The sequence below is a fragment of the Roseibium sp. HPY-6 genome, from assembly GCF_040530035.1.
Classification (GTDB): domain Bacteria; phylum Pseudomonadota; class Alphaproteobacteria; order Rhizobiales; family Stappiaceae; genus Roseibium.
The window spans coordinates 1100738-1115285 of record NZ_JBEWCD010000001.1; the positions used below are offsets into that span (position 1 = coordinate 1100738).

Here is a 14548-nt window from a genome sequence, read left to right on the forward strand (position 1 = left end):
TATGCGCCAACGCGTCACTTTCCGGAAAAGTGCCGGTAAGCACTGTCGCCGAGCGTTGTCAGAGCACTTGTTGCGCCGTCGAGAAGCGCCCCGAAGGCGCCAATCCGTCCGGCTTTACGGTGCGAGGTCGCTCGTTCGCGGGCCGTATTTGCCTGAAAGCTCAGGTTGTCGCGCTGCCCTTCGGTCCGGTAGCGAATGGCTTCGATGTTCTGCGCCGTTTCATAGGCGTTGTCGTCGGCGACATCACTCAGGGATCCGGTCTCCGAAAGACCTCGTTCAGCACCGGCAGCCCGGTTGAAACCCATGATCCGCTGGTAACTTTCAAGCGTTCGCTTGCGCTCAAACGACCCTTGCGTCTGACTGACTTCCTTTTGTCTTTCCGCCAATTCGGCGCGCCGCTCTTCGGCTTTCGCCTGGGCGTCCGCCTGTTGGCGGATGCCCTGCGCTTGCACGGCGCTTCCGGCAAGCGATCCGACAACGGAAACAGCTGCAATCACTGCTGGGTGACACATTTTAGGGCTCCATATCCTGTCCGAAATTGACCGCAAGAACGGTGCAAGGCTTACCACCGGAGGCTTCCAGGGCAAGTTGCCCGCCATCTTCCCACCGGGTTTCGATAGCCTGGTCGAGAACGCCGCTCCGCAGCGGGGCCGGCTCGCCATAAGCATCGCCGGCCTCGTAATAGATCAGCTCGTCCATGTAGGTCGCATCCGACCCGGCACGCAGCGTTCCGGTCTCAAAGACAGCCGTCTTGCAGTCGTCGACGCACATCTTCCGGCCGAGCGAAGCGCCATCTTGCGCATTCACGGGGAACGGCAACGTCGTCGCACGGGCCTTCACGTCAAGGCCGACGAGTATCTTGCCGGCGGTCCGGTCGTTCGGAAGGCTGGCGACACCGCCAACCACCTGCGCCTGATAGTCTGTCCCGTCCGCAAACAGGATCACGGACGATCCCTCAAGGTAGTCAAGCCCGGAAACGGAGTTGACCGGCACCCCGCTGTAAAGCGCCGCGCAATCAAGATGCCAGGCATCTTCAATTGCGCCCCCCAAAAACGGGCTTTGCATGATCTCGATGTAGCGCCGGACCATGCCGTTTATTTCCCGCTGGACGATCATCCACACGGTGTCTGATCCCGTCCCGGTAAGGTCGGCCATGCATTCGACGACACCGCCGAAATCGTGCCGGTGCATTCCGTAAACCTGCTGCTGCCGCTCGTAGGTAAACCCGATGGCGGAACCTTTCGTGTCCCAGGCCCAGATGATGCTGTCGGGGTATTGCTGATAGCAGGCGCCGGACAGCCCGTTCCGGAAAAGATGCGACTGCACTTCACTGACAGACTGCGAGATCCGGCCGTCAGCACTGAGATCGTAGGCCATCTCGCGCATGTCGGTGCCATAGGGGCCGAAGTAAAGCAAAACCGATCCCACCTTGATCGGCGAAATCCGGTTGGCTCCAAAGTTTGTCTCCGGGCTCTGATCCACATTCTCCGGACCATAGGGGTCTTGAGCCGTCGCTTTGCCGAGTGAGCGTACGGCGCGCGTCGTTCCGATGATCAGATCATTGTCGTCGACCAGCCACTGAATTCGGTTCACCTGGCCCGACAGGATACCCGCCGTCACCGCATCTGACGCTTGTAGAACATGCGAAACGGAAAAATTGTTGAAGTCTTCCGTCTGGCTCTCCCAGACCTTTTGCGGCTCGGCCCGTGTACCGGCAAAGGCAAGCCGGTTTTTGTGCCAGCCGACCGTTTCCGGCCAGCCTGTTGTTTCCGACCAGGCCCCAAGGCGCCAGATGCTTTGGGATACAGTGTTGGGGAGTGTCTGCCCGAACACCTGAGCCGTTACGACGGTTGACGACAAGACACTCGCGATCTTGAGCCAGCGCCAGAACCCGTCCGATCCGCGCAAGCGGATGTGCCTTCCCGTGTCGGACGCTTGAAATCCGTCCCCGCCATTGATGCCGATGGTATCGGACGCCGTCAGCTCGAACGGAGTTTGCGTCTCACCCGACTGGTGAAAGACAAGCTGGCCAATCGCCGAATTGTTCGACGTGGACCCTCCCCCTTGCGTGAAATTCAACCGGTAGAAGACAAAGGCGGTCTCGTTGTGGAACGCATACTCACGCCATTCGCTGGACGCCCAGGTGTCCTGGCCATCCTGCGTATCGAGGATCGTCCAGTTGGCGCCGTCATTGGAACCTTCGATATTCCACTGCCATGGCATATCGTCATTCTGGCTGTTATCGCTCGGTGCCTGCAGCATGTAGGCATCTATGACCACGGCCGACGGGAACTGATATCGCACCCATCCAGACGACCCTGCGGAGAGAACGACGCGTCCGGCTGCCCGGTTGAAGACCTGATAGGCAGACGCCGAACTGTTTGAGGACACAACCGCCCCGCTTGGGGCGCTGTTCGACGTCATGCGAGGCACGGGGTTGCCCGTATCCGCAGGTGTCAGGTTGGTCGGTGCAATATTCACGTCGAGAAACGGCCCGTCTTCGAACACCATTGGCGCGATGCTCCATTCGGTCTCCCCGAGCCGTTTCAGAGCCTGTGGCGCGACTCCGCCCCCGGCGATGAAAAGCGTGTCCGTGGACTGGACGAATTTGAGCTCGGGGAGAACAGACGTGCTGTAGGGGGTGGCGACTTCCACGTCGCCAACGCGCCCGCTCTCGGTGAAAACGCGAAAGTAGTTTTCCCCGAATTCAAGCATGTAGTACTGCCAGTTGCCGAACTCGAAGGGGATCAACCAGCCACCGTCGGAACTGTCTTTCAGCTCGGCAACGAATTTGGTGCCGCCTCTTCGGCGCAGGCCGCCGCGTTTGAGCGTTATGAAATTCCGGCACTCGGCAAGCGAGGAACGGAAGAATTCAAGATCGGTGCGATAGATCAGCTCGGGGTCGAGTTCGCCCCGGCTAAACGTAGCCTGCAAGTGATAGCTCATCGGTCCGTAACAATATCCAGGTCAATCATGGGCAGCGGCGTACCTTGAGTGGCGTCTTGGCGCGCAGCCTGTTCGAGGGTTTCCAGCGCAGCCTGGCGCAAGGCTTCGGCCCGGCTGTTCTTGCCGGTGATGACATGAGCGCAGCTCGCGGCAAGGAACAGCGAAAACCCGTGCACGAAAAGCGGTGGGAATTCGGTTTCCCGCGTCACTCTCTTGATGTAGCGAAGCGGAAATGGCGCCGGTTTGTCCGACAGGATTTTCTGACCGGCGACCTCATGGGGAATGATCTGCCCGTCAGGCTTTCCGTCCACGGTCTGCTGAGGAAGACGCAGACAGTCGGAAGGCTTTTGATACTGGTAGGCGAACCGGAAGGCAGGTGCGACGGTATCAGCCGGCAGATTGACAAGCTCTGTCGCGAAATCCCAGTCATGTTGTGCGAGATAGGCGTCCCGGTGTGCGTCGTAATGGTTTTTGAACCAACGCGAGGCAACGGATGTGTAATCGAAATCGCGGATCGGCGCTTCTTTGAGATGCGCGAGCGCAAGGTTTGCCATTTCCACGGCTGTGTGAACGGTACCGGACATGAAACATACCCCTGTTGCGTTAGGCGGCTGGAGGTGGTGTCAGATCGGCTTCGTAGGCTTCCAGGGCGTTGATTGCCTCCGCCTTGCTCGCTGCGCCAACGCCTGCGTAGTCCAAAGCCATCGCCTGAAGCGTTTTCCAATGCTCCTTGCGCCAGTCTCTCGGCAATGCGCGCCCTTGCGGCCTTACGCGATTTCGGTGCCAGGCAGCCGACACGACGTTCGTAAGCTCTTCCCGCTTTCTGTCGGCTTGCTCGGTGTTTTCTGCCGGCCGTTTCTGGAAACTCTGTTCGTGGTTGTCTTCCAGCCATTGCAGATGCCGCAATCGGCGCATGATGATCTCGTCCATGTCAGTGTCCTTTAGGCAAAGAAAAAGGGCGGCTTGCGCCGCCCGGATGATTGTCAGTGTCTTCAGGCAAATCTCGACTTCGCGTTATATCCGGCGGCTCCAACCGCGGCTTGGGTTTCGGCACCGGTTTGTGGTCCGGCTCTTCTGCCCTGTTGCCGGCCATCAGCTGGTCGGGGTTTGGCAGCCTCGCCGCGTGCATAAGCTGTTTTCTGGCCGCTTCGAACGGGTTCAGGCCACTGGTGTCCGGCCACTCCAGGCCATAGGCCTTGGCCAGTTCCCGGTCGGCCTTCTCCCGGGCAGCCTGCTGGCGTTGACGTGCACCGTTCACATGCGCCTGGAAAGCCTCCGTCAGCACATGCCGCCTGCCCGCTTCATCGTCATAGCTCAGTGTCATGCGCGGGCCATAGCCGTCCCGGTCCATGCTCCCCCAGGCCAGGTCCCTCCCCGTCTTGCCGTTCGGCTCCAGATACCATTTGCGCGCCCGGATCCCTTCTGACGCCAGCAAGGCTTCCACATCCGCGCGCACATAGCCGTGACCGTCCTTCTCAGGGTCGATATAAGCCTTTTCAACCGGGTATTTCATCACCGTGCCGTCGTCGGTGGCAAAGGCCGAGCGATCCCATCTCAGCTTGAACAGCTCGCCCGCCAGTACCTCCGCCATGTGAATGTTGCCCGTGTCGATGTAGCTTTCCCGGCGCAGGTCCTCGTAATGCTCAAGCGCCTCCTGCTGTTCTTCCGGCGTGCGCCCCAGCTTGCGATACGTGTCATAGGAGGTTTTGCGCGCAAACCGGTCTTCTCCCGGCTCCGCGGCCCGCTCCACCGGTGCCCGCACCTCTTGGCCCGCCCCGGCGCGAGGCTCAGGCAACAGGGACGGCGGCAGGATCTCATCCGACCCGGGAAACCGGTCGACATTCGACAGCGGCGCTTCGCCTTCCAGGGCGCGCCCGGGCGACAGGTCCGGATTGCGGAGGTCCGGCGCGGCCAGCGGCACGGGCGCGCTCTTTCCGGCTTGCCTGATCAGCAGTTTGGCGATTTCCTCCGGCGTCATGCCATTGACGACCGCTTCACCCAGCTCTTCGCCGCCATCGCGGATCGCACCACGCACCTTGCCGATGGCTTCAGCGGCTTCTTCCTGGCTCTCCGTACTGCCGAACACCCAGTCGATGGCGCCGCCAACGGCCCCGGTCAGGGCATCGCGTCCTTCCACATAGGCAGCCAGCGCTGCGGAGCCCGCCACATCATCGGCGAGCGCCGCCATCTGCTGGATCACTTCGTTGTCCGGATAGGCCTCACCGTAAAGCTGCATCAGCGACACGATGTCGTCGATATTGCCCAAAACATCCCAGGCTTTCTTCAGCGGCCCGATCGGCGTGAGGGTTATGGCAAGGTCGATACCGGCTTCTGCCGCAAGGTCCTTGAATTCTTCTTCGCCGAACTCAAGACCCAATTCACGCGCCGCCTGATCAAACGGAATGTTCCGCTCTTCAGCGCGCGCCCTGACCGCCGAAAATACCGGGGGGATCGCCAACCCGAGAACAGCGACGGGCGCCCCGCCTCGAAGCAGCTTAACAAAGTGTCGGGAAATTTCGCGAAGTCTAACGGTTTTGAAGTGTTCCGGGAGTTGTATTCCTCCGGACTGAGCAGTCTCGATAGATGCTAGCATTTCATCATCAAGGCGTAAAATGTCGCTGATTTGAGGACTAATTCCTCGGATAGTGCCGTCGGGAAGCGTGAAGTCATTTAGAAACGACCTGTAACGGCTTGCGGTAAGGTCCCCTTTCAAAACTGCTCTACCCAGAAGGTCAAGATTGGTTTGATATGTGGAAGCTGGCGCAAGCCTTTCGATATCATCGATCAACCCACGGTCGTTGGACAGCAAACGATAACCGCCTTCGGAAAATAGCTTTCTCTCGCTTTGAAGCCACCTTATTGCAGCATCAGCCAATTGTTTCTGCCGCGGTCGACCATTTTCATCAAACACAACACCCAATCGCCTATTTTCTTTTGAGTCTTTGGTGAAATCCGCCTCGATTGTAATTGCCTGAATATTCAGCCGTTTCTTAAGCGCTTCGAAATCAGCCTCGAATTCGTCAGGTATGTCGCCCTTGCCATAATTTGTCACAGCGAATTTCGCACCAGTTGACCGCAATGCCTGCTCCAGCGCCCCGGTTTGACCCTGTTGCACGACCTGCGACAAGGCACTCCAATCCAATACGATCGTCTCCAATTACCCAACTCCGTAGAACGATGGACTGTCTTGAAGTTTTCGCCGAATGTACTGCCGCGCCTCGTCAGAAGTCAGATCTTTGATTTCTCCCTTCAGCATTGACAGAACAACGTGCTGCGCGAGCTTCAACGGTCCGATAACTGGACCATATGGTGTTCCTTCGAAACCGATTTTCTTGCTGTAATCATAGCTTTCCCAATTCAGAACGGCCTGTATGTCCCGCGCCGCCATCGGGTCGTCATGTGCAATCTCGTTCCGGCGTAGCATTAATTTGCAGAGCCGCTCGTCCCTGGCGACAATCTGCGCGTATTCAATGATCAGATCTTCCAGATCTTTCCCTCGAGGTATCTCTTTCATAGTTACATTCCTTCGGGTGAACTGGCCTCAAGCTCGCAATTGTTCTCTTAATGTGCTTTTGACAAATCTAGGTCAGGATCGACAACCAGTTCTCCCATAAGCTTTTTCAACGACGTGTATCTGAATGGCGTGTTGACGATCTTCCGACGCTTTCCCGTCTCCGGATCGCGCGTGCCACGGATTTCGTTCTTATAGAAATCCTTCTCACCGGAAATAACCTCGAAGTCGTAGTGCGGGTTCTCGGCCATGAACTTGCGGGCACTCATGTCCCAAAGCTCATGGCCGCCCTTTTTCGTCAATCGCCTGTTGTTCGGGTCGTATTTTTTCCGGTCGGCTCTGGTCAGCCGGTCGGGTTTGACGAGGCGTCCAGACTTGTCTTGCTGCTCATACCAGGCTTCGAAGAGGTCCGCGTTTTTCGGGTTTTGATACCAGGCCCCGTTTTTAAACTCCGTACGGGCGTCGGCACTAAACATGAAAAGATCACCGCGACGGACAATCGCTTCCAGCCCGGCTAGGCCCGTTCGATTGACGATGATGTCGATCTTGGCAACATCAAGGATGATCACCTTCTGCGTCATTCACCATCCTCCCGGTAGATGAAATGTGGGTAGAAGGTCTTTTCCGCGAAAACCTTTGCTTCCGCATAATCGAGTGATACCAAATCGCCCGCGACAACGGCGATCGCCAGTTCCTCCGCCTTGGAGAGCGGAAAATCTCGGAAGGGAACACGCGTTTTCGACCCATACCAGGCCATAAATTCTTCAAGCTTTTCAGACGCATCCAGCGGGTTCTTTTCCCAGAACTCGTCATCGTCGTTAGTCAGATCCGGACGGGTCTTCAGAAAAGCCCGAAACTCCGCTCTCTGCCTGACCGCGTCTCGAAGCTCCTTGTGCTTCAGCATCAGTCCGGCAAGTTCCAGAATAACGTCGAATGGAAGTCGCCTTTCGCTGTCATATAGATGTTGCCGGAAATAGGCTTTACCTTCTTCGCTTTCCTCAAACGCTTCCAGCTCATCCTGCCAGCCGGTGATATCTTCAAAGTCTGCCATAGCTCTGTTCCGTATTTTCTACGCAAAAATGTTCATGAATTGTTCTGAACCTCAAGTCCCAACACACAAGGTAAAATCGTCGCTGAAAAAGAAGTAGTCACCCCGCCCGAGAAGCGCGGCCAAGACATCCACTCCTGACCGCCGCATGATCGTGAGGATTTGCGAGGCGTCGATGATGAACACTTTTTCCATCATTGCACCTCCTGCGGAAATGCAACAAACCGCGAAAACCTCTCTTTCACAAGCTGTTCTGCTTCTGGAGAGCGTAGCGAGGCGAGATCCCCATTCACCACGTCGATGGCCAACCTATCGCCTGCGCTAAATGTCGACCAGCCTAGAGCAATGTTCTGCTTCATTGCATACCAGCGCTTGAAGGCTTCAACCTTCCGGTTATCCTCGACCGGACACAAATCCCAAAAGCCCTCGTCGTCCTGACCGAAGTCGGGATTGTCATCCAGATATTTGACGAATTTGGCTGATTTTTTCAGTGCTTCGTGGATCTCGTCATGCCGGAACAGTTCTTCCGCATAACGCACCTCCTGCTCAAAAGTCAGCTTAGGGGCTCCCATTCCGTATCTTCCATAGAACTCTCGCCCCTCCTCGGTCGCCTCAAACGCCTCCAGCTCTCCCCGCCAGCCGGTGATATCTTCAAAGTCTGCCATCAGAACCATTCCTGTCTTGCCGCCGCAATATGTTCACGAATTGTTCTTAATTGCAACCAGTGCGCGCACAGTCGCTCGCGCAGCTCAGAAAGTGCTGCTCTCCTGTGTCGTGCGATCCTGGCCGCACTTTCCCAATCTACCGTGATGAGGCCTGCTTTAGCCCCGTTTTGACGAAGCGTCCATCAGACGAAAATGTCTGAAACACCATTTCAGACAAGAACCTCTGAAAAACATCATTTAATCATAAGGTTATACGAAATTGCAGTTGAGCGTTTTCCGCGTGGATTGGTCCTCCCCGAGACCGGGGAGGAACCGCTTCAGATACGCGATCAGATATTTACCTTGAGGCAGGCCAGCTTCACGTTGTTCCGGGTGTATTTCCGGTTCCAGTTGGCCGCATTCCGCAACTCGGCAAGTGTCGCGCCCTGAGACTTGGCGAGGGATGTGCCGGTAAAATCCATGCCCGCCGGATGGATCATCTCGAACCGGCGGGTGGTCAGATAGTCGGCACCGCCGCCATCCCCGATATCCGGGTCACGGGTGATCTCAGTGCCCTCGTTGCCATAGATTGTTTCCCGGTTCGGCACTTCGTCAATATGCATGAAAGCGCCGGGCGCAAACAGGAAACAGGAATATTCGTTGGTGTTTGTGCCCGTAGTCACCGGCATTCTTTCGGAATGCAACACCATCATGCCGGCATAGTAGGGAACCTCGAATGGCGCTTCGGACGGTTTCTTGAATTCAATCTTTTCATCGTCCAAAAGCGTGCCGTAGACATAACTGTGCATCGCGATCACACGCAGGTCGTCAAGGTTCTCGCCCATCGTCAAACGGGCCTTGTTGATGGCCTGGTAGCTGATCCTGTTCGCAGCCGTCGGAGATGCGATATCGGAATAGACCGAAAAGACCATATCGCCGCCATTGGCCACATTATCGGCGATCACCCCCTCCGCAGTCGCGATGATACGCTCCTCCTTGCGCCTTCCCCAATAGGCGCTGATGCGCTCTGCAACCCGGTTCATGGCGCTGTCGCCGCGCCCGGTCGCTGCGTAGCTGGCGACAGTCTTCGCACCGTATTTCTTCGCCAGGCGGTGCTTGTAGGCTTTCATGTCGCTGGCCGTAATCTTGCTGACGGCGATCTTGTTGTCGCTGTCATCGATCACGGTCGGTTCGGTATCGTCAAGGTCCTCCCAGTAAGGCACCTCGATCTGGTTTCCGCCTGCCTTGAAGCGTTTGGCGATGTCGGGTGCGGGCGCTGCAAGAATCCCGGACTTTTCCAGCATGACCAGCTTGGCGGGCTTGTTTTCGGCCATGTAAGGCGTGAAAACACGCGGCTGCACGATGTCAGAAATCTGTGACGTCATTGACTATCCTGTCTTCAATTTTTGGATAAACATCCGGCGATCTCACACCGGAAACACGGACCTGATTGTCCGAATGAGAGTGCCGCAACACGGGCCGCGGCAGCCGCCCGAGCGCCAGACGGCCAACGGGCGGAATTCGCAAGGGCTCGGAACTCGCGCCCTATCGGTCTGTAACCGTATTCAGAGGATCAGCGCGTCCAGAACAGCGCCGCTATTGCCTCAAGACGGCGCGATTTCCGCGGAAAACAAAAAATTTCTGCAAGGTTTCTGCAACAAATCTCGCTTTGATTGCGGGTATTCAACGCGCGTTGCCCAGCCTGAGGAATGCTTACCGCTGATGATTACGAGACGAAATTTCATCCGGGGTCTCGGAGCCACCATTCTTGGCGCGGCCAGCCTGCCGGCCTATGCGGTCGGGGTTGAACCCTTCCGATTGCATGTGAAGCGCTATGCGCTCACACCGCCTCGCTGGCCGGAAGAACTGGAACTCAAGGCGGCGCTCATCGCGGACCCTCATGTCTGTGATCCCTGGATGGGACTGGAGCGGCTCCAGTTTATTGTTGAACGCACCAACGCCCTCAAACCGGATATTGTGCTGATGCTGGGCGACTATGTCGCTGGACACAGATTTCGAACCGGCTCGATCCCGTCAAAGGATTGGGCCCGCGTCCTCACCGGTTTCAATGCTCCGCTCGGCATCCACGCAGTTCTCGGCAATCATGACTGGTGGGAGGACCGCACAGCACAGCTCACCGGAAAAGGGCCGCCCATCGCCGGCAAGGCGCTGCTGGATGCCGGGATCTCCCTTTATCAGAACCGCGCCGTAAAGATCCGAAAAGACGGACACGCATTCTGGCTAGCCGGGCTCGACGATCAGCTTGCGCTTGTTCCGAACAGGAAAGCCGGGCGAAAGCGCTGGCAAGGCAAGGATGATCTGCAAGGCACGCTGGCGCAGGTAAACGACCGGTCACCCGTCTTGCTCATGGCGCACGAACCCAAGATCTTTCGAAAAGTACCGGAAAGCATCAGCCTCACCGTTTGCGGGCACACACATGGCGGACAAATCAACTTTTTCGGATACCAGCCAGTCAGCGGAACAACGCTCGGCAAAAAGCACAATTACGGTCACATCACATTCGATGCGTCCGGTTCCCCGGGTCAAACAGGGACCCATGCTCGGAAGCATATGATCGTTTCAGGCGGACTTGGCTGTTCCATCATGCCGGTACGCTTTGGCGTTCCGCCCGAAATCACCCTGGTTCATTTGGCACCAGGGGCCGGTTCCAAGTCGCCTCCGCTCCACAGATCCGAAATCGATGCCTAAAGCAATTGATAGGACACCAAGTGTTATCTGAACTCAAAAAGCTCCGGATCCCGCCCGGCCGCCAGGATCATCTGCCGGGCGCGCAATGGGTTGCGCTCCAACAACTCTGCCTGCAGCTGCAAATCTGGGTGGCCCAAGTCAAAAGGATTGGTGGGAACAACACCTCTGGTTCTGAGATCGGTCTTGTTTCGGGTTGGTTTGCGTGACCTTTTCACTCACTTGATCTCGTCCTTGTTTTCCCGGCAGGCTTCTTTAAGGAACTGAAGTGTTTCGTTGAAGCTTGGCTCGTTGATGAGGTCTTCAAGCGGTTTCACGTATCCTTTTTCAAGAGCCATCTGAGCGCAATCAACCTGCGAGCCTCGCTCCATGCACTGCGCAATTTCAAGCAATGCGGTCTCGCCGAAACGCTCTCGTGGCCCAGGTTCTTTGCTCATTAACTCAAACAGACTGGAAATCTCGTTCCTGTATTCTGGTATGTCGTGATAGGCATGTGTGAGAAACGAAAAAAGTCGATCGATCTCACCTACGCCTTCGTTTGAGGTCACATCCGGGCCATGGGCCCAAATTGCAGTTTTTGAAAACTCCAGAAAAAAAGGTCTGTTTTCTGGATCAATCGTAGAAGCCCACTCACTTTCTTTCGGACAATGCGTCCGGTCGTAGTCTTCTTTACCTTGAACGCCTGCCGCAACGCTCGACAACAGTGCCATTGCAAGACAACCTGTAACCGCCAATTTTCTCGACATGCTTCCTCAATTCAGCACTTCAGCATTGTTCTGCATATGTTCTCATAGGCATTCGAAATACACAACCAAAAATTGATTGCGTTGTGTTTGAGTCGTCTCGCAGTGTTTGAAAAATTCTGTTGTCAACGGACGAGCAAGTCGTTGTTGACTGATAACTACTTTTGCGAGAATCCAAAAAGCTCCGGATCCCGCCCTGCAGCCAGGATCATCTGCCGGGCGCGCATCGGATTGCGGTCCAACATCTCTGCCTGCAGCTGCAGATCTGGGCGTCCCAAGTCAAAGGGATTGGCTGGAACAGCACTTCTGGTTCTGAGATCGGTCTTGTTTCGGGTTGGTTTTCTGCGAGGCTCAGGTGCTGGTTTTCGTGCCCTTTTCGTCTCTAAGCCTTCCAACTCAAATGATGGAGGCAGAATTTTCTGCGCGCCGGGTATTAGTGGCTTATTTGAAAGCGGGATTGCGGGCAGCTCGCGAAGTTCTGGCTTTGGCTGTGGGTGAGGCACTCGCCGGAACAAACCTTCAACCGGTTCCTCATCGCTACTGTTACGTTCACGCTCAGGTCTCTTTGCACTCGTAAATGTCGAGCTTTGTCCCGAAATATGTTTGCGTGAACGCCCGAAGGACGGTACGTAACTTTCCGGGATGATGCTCTGATAAACTTCAGCAGGCAAACTCACGTATCGCCCTGACTTTCCCTTTACAGCTTGGTAGTAGTCAGCAATCATAGAAGCCTGGGCTTCGATTGACATTTTTTCGAATGGAATACCCTTTCGAACGTCATCCTCATACTGGTAGTCATTTCCAAAAAACGACCTGGCTTTGCCCGCGCCCTTTGACAACAACAGATGTCTGCCAAATGTCTGCTCCTGGACAAGGTGTGCCCCCTCGTGGACGAACCATGCCGGATCGGACTTGCTGAAGTCATCCGAATAAGCTGACCTCCCAACTTTGATATTATTATTACTCACCATTCCAAAACCAGGATGCATATACCAGTTTCCGCGTTCAATCGTCGTTTGTCGGAAATAATCACGTTCTCCGAAAATCTCGGTCAAGAGCGCTATTTCACCACTGGTGAGGTGCCTCTTTTCACTCATTTGATCTCGTCCTTGTTTTCTCGGCAGGCTTATTTAAGGAATTGAAGCGCTTCGTTGAAACTTGGTTCGTTGAACAGGTCGTTAAGCGGTTTCAAATAGCCTTTTTCGAGCGCCATTTGAGCGCAATCGATATGCTGATTTCCAGACATACACTGCGAGATTTCAAGCAATGCAGCCTCCCCGAAGCGCTCACGCGTCCAAGATTCTTTGCTCATATCCTTGAACAATTCGGCATAGACATCTCTGTAGACCGGTGTGTCCTGGTAGGCGTGTGTCATCAGCGAATACAGAAGGTCGACCGCAACCAATCCCTGGCTTTGGTATCCATCCGGACCATGGGCGCTGATTGCGGCTTCGGAAAACATCTGAAAAAAGGCTCTGTTTTCCGGATCGATCGTTGAAGCCCACTCTCTCTTTGTCGGGCAGTGTTGCAAGTCGTCATCTTCAGAAGCCTGAACACATAGTGTTGCGGCAAACAGCACTGACATAGCGAGATAACCTGTCTTGAACATGTCTTTAAGCAACATGGCGCTCTCCCAATTCGATGACGGAAACTGGTCTCAGAACAACAAAAACACTGTGAGTAGTTCGAGGTTCCAAACTACTTTGCTTCGGCCGATCGCGAAATCACCCACACACTTCGGACAAGTTGCTTCGCTAGCAATGCCCGGGATATTCAGATCCAACTTTGCTACATCGCCAACCTGAACTGCGGGCTCTTTGTCGGTTGCAGTTTTGACAGGACCGACCGATGCAGCGCGGGTTCCCAATCACATGGGCCTGCGGAATGAGTCATTCCCACCTCAATCTTGCGTCGCAGATAAGTTTTTTCGGCCAACAGTTTTTGATCAAATAGCCGTCTCGCACGAAGTCTTCACCTGTCAGTTTCAGGAGTTCGGGAAATTCTTTCAAATCGACTTGAAGATATTCGGCATAGGTCAGCAACTGTTTCAGCCTCCTGTGCGAAAAATCACCATCATTTGTCGCATCAAGAACGTTTTTGAACCTTTCCTGATTTGCGCGAAGAAACAGCTTCACTGAATAGGCATTGCCTTCGATCATCGAAAGCTCCACGTAACGCTCCACATACGCCCAATTCAACAACTGAAGGATCGAATTTTCGTTGGCTTCCCGAAGGACTGCCACCCAATTTCTTTCATTGTTGAAGTGAAAGGCCTCTTCCAGCATGGAAACGGCTTCGCAAACGGGATCGTCCTTGTGCCCTTCGATGACTATCTGAGCTGCAAAAAAACTTGCCTGTGCCGGGCAAACATCAAGATTCTCAACGGTGTATTCGTAGGCGGCACCATATTCCGCATTCCCCATGAGGGTCGTGGTCGTTTTGACGAAATCCATATTTTCAAGACATGCATTTGCCGTTGATACGCCCGCCCCTAACGAAACACAGATCACTGCGGCAAATTTAGACAATAGACCCATTGGCCTAGTTTGGGTCATTTCAAGCCCCCCTTTTCGTCGTCAATAATTTCAATTCAAAAACACAATGCAGCGTTTTCTCATCGGGGTGACTATGTTCACCATTTGTTCGTAAATCAACTGAAAATTGCATTCTCGACATCCCCCAATTGCACCAACATTTCCTTCCCGTGATCTCTGTGTCTTGTGACGAGCCTGTCAGTTGCAACCGGCCAAGACAGTGGCTGTCACGTCAAGAAAGGCCGAAAAGTTCAGGATCCCGGCCAGCTGCCAGAATCATCCGTTTTGCCGTGACAGCATTACGGTCCAACATCTCAGCCTGCTGCTTGAGATCGATGCTGTTGTTGTTGAACGGATTGGCGCCGCCTGGTACGCCGCGGAGCCCTGACAGACTATCTTCGGCAAATTACTGTCGT

16 protein-coding genes are annotated in these 14548 nt (G+C 55.2%); 1 reads left to right on the top strand and 15 read right to left on the bottom strand.

The window, feature by feature from the left end; all coding sequences use genetic code 11:
* Window positions 1–14 precede the first annotated feature (14 nt).
* The 11 genes from ABVF61_RS05230 to ABVF61_RS05280 form a co-directional block, all read right to left on the bottom strand.
* Window positions 15–512 (bottom strand): virion core protein, T7 gp14 family, encoded by a 498-nt coding sequence (locus ABVF61_RS05230; RefSeq protein WP_353992460.1) that lies wholly within the window; start codon window positions 510–512, stop codon window positions 15–17.
* 1 nt (window position 513) lies between these two features.
* Entirely contained in the window at window positions 514–2934 is a 2421-nt protein-coding gene (locus ABVF61_RS05235; protein WP_353992461.1) for a phage tail protein, read from the bottom strand.
* Between the two features lie 8 nt (window positions 2935–2942).
* Window positions 2943–3530 (bottom strand): phage connector family protein, encoded by a 588-nt coding sequence (locus ABVF61_RS05240; RefSeq protein WP_353992462.1) that lies wholly within the window; start codon window positions 3528–3530, stop codon window positions 2943–2945.
* 19 nt (window positions 3531–3549) lie between these two features.
* Window positions 3550–3876 carry a hypothetical protein gene (locus tag ABVF61_RS05245; protein ID WP_353992463.1) on the bottom strand — a complete coding sequence of 109 codons (327 nt, stop codon included), beginning with the start codon at window positions 3874–3876 and terminating at the stop codon, window positions 3550–3552.
* 1 nt (window position 3877) lies between these two features.
* A complete protein-coding gene (locus ABVF61_RS05250) occupies window positions 3878–5404 on the bottom strand; it encodes a hypothetical protein (protein WP_353992464.1) in 1527 nt (508 codons plus the stop codon).
* 699 nt (window positions 5405–6103) lie between these two features.
* On the bottom strand, window positions 6104–6460 hold the full coding sequence (locus tag ABVF61_RS05255; RefSeq protein ID WP_353992465.1) for a hypothetical protein: 357 nt from the start codon (window positions 6458–6460) through the stop codon (window positions 6104–6106).
* Window positions 6461–6507: 47 nt separating this feature from the next.
* Complete coding sequence (locus tag ABVF61_RS05260; RefSeq protein ID WP_353992466.1) at window positions 6508–7038, bottom strand: hypothetical protein; 531 nt, start codon at window positions 7036–7038, stop codon at window positions 6508–6510.
* Window positions 7035–7508 carry a hypothetical protein gene (locus ABVF61_RS05265; RefSeq protein ID WP_353992467.1) on the bottom strand — a complete coding sequence of 158 codons (474 nt, stop codon included), beginning with the start codon at window positions 7506–7508 and terminating at the stop codon, window positions 7035–7037. Before ABVF61_RS05265 ends, ABVF61_RS05260 begins: the two co-directional genes overlap by 4 nt.
* Before the next feature lie 51 nt (window positions 7509–7559).
* Entirely contained in the window at window positions 7560–7703 is a 144-nt protein-coding gene (locus tag ABVF61_RS05270) for a hypothetical protein (protein ID WP_353992468.1), read from the bottom strand.
* Window positions 7700–8170: a hypothetical protein gene (locus ABVF61_RS05275; protein ID WP_353992469.1), complete on the bottom strand. Its 471-nt coding sequence runs from the start codon at window positions 8168–8170 to the stop codon at window positions 7700–7702. The genes ABVF61_RS05270 and ABVF61_RS05275 overlap by 4 nt, the downstream gene beginning before the upstream one ends.
* Before the next feature lie 329 nt (window positions 8171–8499).
* Window positions 8500–9534 carry a hypothetical protein gene (locus tag ABVF61_RS05280; RefSeq protein WP_353992470.1) on the bottom strand — a complete coding sequence of 345 codons (1035 nt, stop codon included), beginning with the start codon at window positions 9532–9534 and terminating at the stop codon, window positions 8500–8502.
* Window positions 9535–9871: 337 nt separating this feature from the next.
* Here ABVF61_RS05280 and ABVF61_RS05285 point away from each other — a divergent pair, with 337 nt between their 5' ends.
* Entirely contained in the window at window positions 9872–10858 is a 987-nt protein-coding gene (locus tag ABVF61_RS05285) for a metallophosphoesterase (protein ID WP_353992471.1), read from the top strand.
* A 215-nt stretch (window positions 10859–11073) separates the two neighbouring features.
* Here ABVF61_RS05285 and ABVF61_RS05290 read toward each other — a convergent pair whose 3' ends face one another.
* The 4 genes from ABVF61_RS05290 to ABVF61_RS05305 form a co-directional block, all read right to left on the bottom strand.
* Window positions 11074–11565, bottom strand: coding sequence for a hypothetical protein (locus tag ABVF61_RS05290; protein ID WP_353992472.1), 492 nt, complete (start codon window positions 11563–11565; stop codon window positions 11074–11076).
* A gap of 191 nt (window positions 11566–11756) precedes the next feature.
* Entirely contained in the window at window positions 11757–12695 is a 939-nt protein-coding gene (locus ABVF61_RS05295) for a hypothetical protein (RefSeq protein ID WP_353992473.1), read from the bottom strand.
* 29 nt (window positions 12696–12724) lie between these two features.
* A complete protein-coding gene (locus ABVF61_RS05300) occupies window positions 12725–13222 on the bottom strand; it encodes a hypothetical protein (RefSeq protein ID WP_353992474.1) in 498 nt (165 codons plus the stop codon).
* A 265-nt stretch (window positions 13223–13487) separates the two neighbouring features.
* Entirely contained in the window at window positions 13488–14051 is a 564-nt protein-coding gene (locus tag ABVF61_RS05305; RefSeq protein ID WP_353992475.1) for a hypothetical protein, read from the bottom strand.
* Window positions 14052–14548 lie beyond the last annotated feature (497 nt).

Coding starts and splice junctions, on each gene's coding strand:
- ABVF61_RS05295 (WP_353992473.1), bottom strand. CDS start 12,695: ATGAGTGAAAAGAGGCACCTCACCAGTGGTGAAATAGCGCTCTTGACC.
- ABVF61_RS05270 (WP_353992468.1), bottom strand. CDS start 7,703: ATGATGGAAAAAGTGTTCATCATCGACGCCTCGCAAATCCTCACGATC.
- ABVF61_RS05255 (WP_353992465.1), bottom strand. CDS start 6,460: ATGAAAGAGATACCTCGAGGGAAAGATCTGGAAGATCTGATCATTGAA.
- ABVF61_RS05230 (WP_353992460.1), bottom strand. CDS start 512: ATGTGTCACCCAGCAGTGATTGCAGCTGTTTCCGTTGTCGGATCGCTT.
- ABVF61_RS05260 (WP_353992466.1), bottom strand. CDS start 7,038: ATGACGCAGAAGGTGATCATCCTTGATGTTGCCAAGATCGACATCATC.
- ABVF61_RS05305 (WP_353992475.1), bottom strand. CDS start 14,051: ATGGATTTCGTCAAAACGACCACGACCCTCATGGGGAATGCGGAATAT.
- ABVF61_RS05240 (WP_353992462.1), bottom strand. CDS start 3,530: ATGTCCGGTACCGTTCACACAGCCGTGGAAATGGCAAACCTTGCGCTC.
- ABVF61_RS05275 (WP_353992469.1), bottom strand. CDS start 8,170: ATGGCAGACTTTGAAGATATCACCGGCTGGCGGGGAGAGCTGGAGGCG.
- ABVF61_RS05245 (WP_353992463.1), bottom strand. CDS start 3,876: ATGGACGAGATCATCATGCGCCGATTGCGGCATCTGCAATGGCTGGAA.
- ABVF61_RS05285 (WP_353992471.1), top strand. CDS start 9,872: ATGATTACGAGACGAAATTTCATCCGGGGTCTCGGAGCCACCATTCTT.
- ABVF61_RS05300 (WP_353992474.1), bottom strand. CDS start 13,222: ATGTTGCTTAAAGACATGTTCAAGACAGGTTATCTCGCTATGTCAGTG.
- ABVF61_RS05280 (WP_353992470.1), bottom strand. CDS start 9,534: ATGACGTCACAGATTTCTGACATCGTGCAGCCGCGTGTTTTCACGCCT.
- ABVF61_RS05265 (WP_353992467.1), bottom strand. CDS start 7,508: ATGGCAGACTTTGAAGATATCACCGGCTGGCAGGATGAGCTGGAAGCG.
- ABVF61_RS05290 (WP_353992472.1), bottom strand. CDS start 11,565: ATGGCACTGTTGTCGAGCGTTGCGGCAGGCGTTCAAGGTAAAGAAGAC.